General features: G+C 28.8%; 3 protein-coding genes and 2 pseudogenes. All 5 read right to left on the bottom strand.

The window, feature by feature from the left end; genetic code table 11:
* Positions 1 to 287: pseudogene (locus COL3_RS18555) on the bottom strand (hypothetical protein); the annotation flags it as partial.
* Positions 288 to 508: 221 nt separating this feature from the next.
* The gene (locus tag COL3_RS18560) at positions 509 to 1,396 is read right to left on the bottom strand and encodes a prenyltransferase (protein WP_008429901.1); all 888 of its coding nucleotides are present in this window, start codon (positions 1,394 to 1,396) and stop codon (positions 509 to 511) included.
* A 405-nt stretch (positions 1,397 to 1,801) separates the two neighbouring features.
* Positions 1,802 to 3,094: a VTT domain-containing protein gene (locus COL3_RS18565; RefSeq protein WP_099716686.1), complete on the bottom strand. Its 1,293-nt coding sequence runs from the start codon at positions 3,092 to 3,094 to the stop codon at positions 1,802 to 1,804.
* A gap of 285 nt (positions 3,095 to 3,379) precedes the next feature.
* Positions 3,380 to 3,589 carry a DUF378 domain-containing protein gene (locus COL3_RS18570; RefSeq protein WP_008429905.1) on the bottom strand — a complete coding sequence of 70 codons (210 nt, stop codon included), beginning with the start codon at positions 3,587 to 3,589 and terminating at the stop codon, positions 3,380 to 3,382.
* Positions 3,590 to 3,943: 354 nt separating this feature from the next.
* A pseudogene (locus COL3_RS29380) lies at positions 3,944 to 4,680 on the bottom strand (hypothetical protein); the annotation flags it as partial.

A 4,680-nucleotide genomic window follows, 5' to 3' on the forward strand; every position in this document is an offset into this window, starting at 1 on the left:
TCAAAATCTTTATTTTCCATAGCATTTGCTTCATCAGTAAAGCCATTCTCTTTCATCAGTTCAATCATTTTATTGATGTTATCATCTGATTGAGCTCCAAGCCCCATCATACTCATCATTGTTCCTCTATAATTAGATGATAGTTTAGTCTCACTATTTTGCACATTCATCATTTGTCCATTAAATTTATTAGAACCTATATTATTGTTGCCTGCCGCATATGCAAGTGACATGCCGCCTACAGTTAATATACCTGCTAATGCTAGAATCATAATTTTCTTTTTCATCTATATCGCTCCTTTGATTCTCTTCTTGTTTATATGCTTATTTTACTACTCAATTATGAAGCAATTATGAAAATAGTATATTTATAAAAACTTTTTTATAATACTAAAAGGGGCAAGTGCTATATTGCTTATAACATTTGACCCTTTTGCATATTCATAGAATTTTTATAATTTCAAATCGAATAAACTCTAAATCTTAATACTGCACACATAATAACTTTTTACATTATGATACCTATTAGTAATCCAATCATTACACCTAAATGATATTTTAATCCAACCTGGCCTATAAGTCCCATACTTCTGCCTTTTGTATGAATACTTTTTTCGTAGGATAAAAAACTACGAATCGATTTATAAGGATATACTAAAATTATAGGTACTAATACAACTATAGGATAAACATGTATTAGCACTAAACAAACTGTTAATACAAATAACATTATTACACTAATAATCCATAGCTTCTCTGCATTTTTTATACCTATAATAATAGGCAGTGTTTTTCTCCCAGCTTCCCTATCCTCTTCCATATCACTTAAATTATTAGTTAGCAGTATAGTACCAATAAATAATGCTGTAGGAACTGCAACTAAAATTGTATTTAAATTAATTATTCCTGATTGAATATAAATCACTGTACTTGTTATACCAATTCCCATAGTAACGCCAGATATAATCTCTCCAAATGGGGTATATGAAATAGGCAAAGGACCAAATGCATATAAAATTGAAATAAGACCGCCTATTACAGCAACTAGTAAAATGTAATAACTTGTTTGGCTAGCTAAAAAAATACCAATCATAAGAGCAATAAACTGGTATAAGACTATTATAAATAATACTTGTTTAGATGTGGTTTCACCACTAACTAAAGCTTTTTCATTCCCACTCTTATTACTGTCTGCTCCACGTTTATAGTCAAAGTAGTCATTAATCATATTAGTAGCACTTTGAATCAATATCATAGCAATTGCTAATAATATAAGGTACACGATATTTAACTTTCCAAAAGCATATTTTGAATAAACTGACCCCAAAATTACAGGAACTAATCCTGCAACAAGGGTTTTTATATCCATAAGTTTTATTATTGTTTTAAATCCCATTGCTCTCTTCTCCTAATCAAGACATTTAATCTTTTTATTTTATATTTAATAATACAAAATATTTGTAAAGATTTTATGAAGATATTTTAGTAGAATCCAAAATATACTTCCAATTAACTACAAATACATTCTTTAAAAAGTAATTAGTTATGCCGATATCAGAGTATAAATTCTAAATCCCCTTAAGGTACCAAATATTGTTCCTGTATTACACGTATAAAAAAAGTTAGGTTGCATTTTAAACCTAACTTTTTTATTTATATTTTATAATCACATTTAGAACAATAATTATTTCCTTATCACTTGAGCGATTTTTTGTAAAATATTTTAAACTTACAGTCACTTATTACACGTAATAAAAAAAATTAGGTTGCGCTATTAACGTAATTTTTTATAAAAATTTATTTAAATATCTTCAAGCTTTGGCAATACTCCATAGACTTCCAACAATACAATAGATAGACTTAACCACACCATTCCAAATTCAAAGCCTGCTGCAACATCACTAGGATATTGTAGGTTAAAATAGACAGCACTTAATCCGATAAGAAAACAAATACTTAAATATGTTCCTATTATTATTGAGTTAATCAGTGCTTTTTTACTCTTTTTTAACATCATATATACAAAAAAACCATATACTATGACAGACATTAAAACTTCACTACTTGGAAAAGTATATATATTCCCTGGCGGTCCTAATCTATGAAATACATTCTTTAATGTTATATCTAACAATTTTCCGCCTAGAGAAGATATAAGTAAAAACTGCATTTCTCTCGCTTTATTAATACTTTTTAGAAATATCCAAATTCCCGTAATTACTACTACCATTGATAAAATATAGATGTTTGACATACTATTAAATATTTTCATAGAATTGTTCCATCTTTCATCAAAAATACGTCCTACTACATACTTTCCTATTTCATCAAATTCTCCAAACTCATTTGCTATATAGTCTTGAATAATACCTATTATAAGAGCAGAAAATATTAATAACAATGCTGCTATTCCTGCAATTAATACTTTTATTTCTCCAAAAGAATGAAATATCTTTAAACTATTTTTCAATATGATTATAACCCATTCTTGAATCCTTTGCTTATAATTTCTATAAATATATACAATCACTATAATCATAGCAATTATTACACTTATTATTACTAAATACCTTTTTAGCAAACTATGATACTTTTCCCAATTAGCACCAAGAATAGTTCCTAATGAGATAAAAGTAGTGGTCCATATGAAGGCGCCTATATATGCACTAACTGCAAATTTTTTATATGATATCTTTGTCATGCCAGAAAAATACCCAGTAACGTGTCTTATTCCCGGAATAAAATATGCCATTAACAACAATTTATTACCATATTCTTGAAACCACTTTGAAGTCTTATCTATTCTTTTCTTATCCAAATGAATATAGTGGCCATGTTTCTCAAAAAAACTTGTTCCTAATACTTTTCCAATAAAATAGGATATAGTAATACCTGTTATTGTTCCAACACTAGCTACTATAATGCTGATAGACCAGCTCATTTTATTAGTATAAATAATATACCCACAGTAAGTCATAAGAGGCTCCCCAGGCAAAGGAAATGCTATTAGTTCTAACAATAAGCTTACAAATAGCACTATATATCCATAATGATTAAATAAATCTATTATAAAATTCAATATACTCACTTCCATAAAATTTATTAGTACATAATTATATTATAAATTTAATTACTTACATTGTATGCCAATGTAATATTCGTTACAAGATAAATATTTTAATGAATATAAAAATTTTTCTTGATAGAATTTAGGACAGGATACGCTACATACATATGAAAATAGGCCACATATTGGAATTACAGTCCAATATGCAGCCTTTTCTGCAAAGTATTCATTAAATAGAATCTCTCATTATCCTTTTATATGACTAGCGTTTACTATTATTCTTTTAATAATCAAGAAATTTCACTTGTTCTACTAGACTACCTCATTAGTTGGTCCCTTGAATAAAAGGTAAATTGCATATATTCCTGCTATACCTACTATTCCACAGATTACTCTATCTACCCATGAAAATGCTACAGGTGCAGAACCGAAAACAACTCCTATAAAATCATCTCCAAAGAAGCCTATTATCCCTAATCTTATAGCAGCTGCAACAACTAAAACCCACGTAACTGTTCTCATTATGATTCACTTCCTTTTAATATATAAATTTTATTATTCCTAAATTTATATATTAAATACTATATTTTCCCCAAAAACTTTTCAAGCTTTTCTGTTTATTCCTTTTACCTAATTAAATTTATAATTATGCCTTTAGGAATCTTAGATTCATTACGTTAGATATCATACCATTAATTCCCTATGTATAATAATTATAAGATACTTAACAAAATCTCCGAACATTTAAAATTAAAGAACTTTGATATAATAATCTATTTTATCAAAGTTCCTTAGCCTTATTTGGAAATACTTGTTTTCTTAATTGGAAAAACTGATCAAACTAACCTGTTCTAATCTTGAAATCTCTTGTTGTTACTAATCAGTTATTTTATTCGTACTAACTATTATAAATTTCAAGTGTAAATTTTCCTTGTCATCTTCTTCATTTATTTTATTATAATCTAATTCTTTTATATTTTTATTTTTTGCATGAGCACCTAACTCACCAGTATTATCATATTTCATATTCTCTATTGTTCCATGTTCCATATGATCCATCATATCATCATCCATATGATACATCATTCCATGATCCACGTGCCCCTTCATTTCATTGTCCATGTGACACATCATTCCATCATCCATGTTACCCTTCATTTCATTACCCATGTGACACATCATTCCATGACCCTTGTGCCCTTTCATTTCATCATCCATATGATACATCATTCCATGATCCATGTGTTCCTTCATTTCATCATCCATATGACACATCATTCCATGATCCATGTGCTCCTTCATTTCATTGTCCATATGATACATCATTCCATGGTCCATGTGCCCTTTCATTTCATCATCCATATGACACATCATTCCATGATTCATGTGTTCCTTCATTTCATTGTCCATCTTATACATCATTTCATGACCCTTGTGTCCCTTCATTTCATAGTCCATTTGACACATCATTCCATGATCCATGTGCTCCTTCATTTCATTGTCTATATGACACATCATTCCATGGTCCATGTGCCCTTTCATTTCATCGTCCATATGATACATCATTCCATGATCCATGTTATCCTTCATTTCATGACCCATCTTATACATCA

It is taken from the genome of Clostridium sp. LS (genome assembly GCF_002760435.1).
In the GTDB taxonomy this organism is placed as follows: Bacteria; Bacillota; Clostridia; order Clostridiales; family Clostridiaceae; genus Clostridium.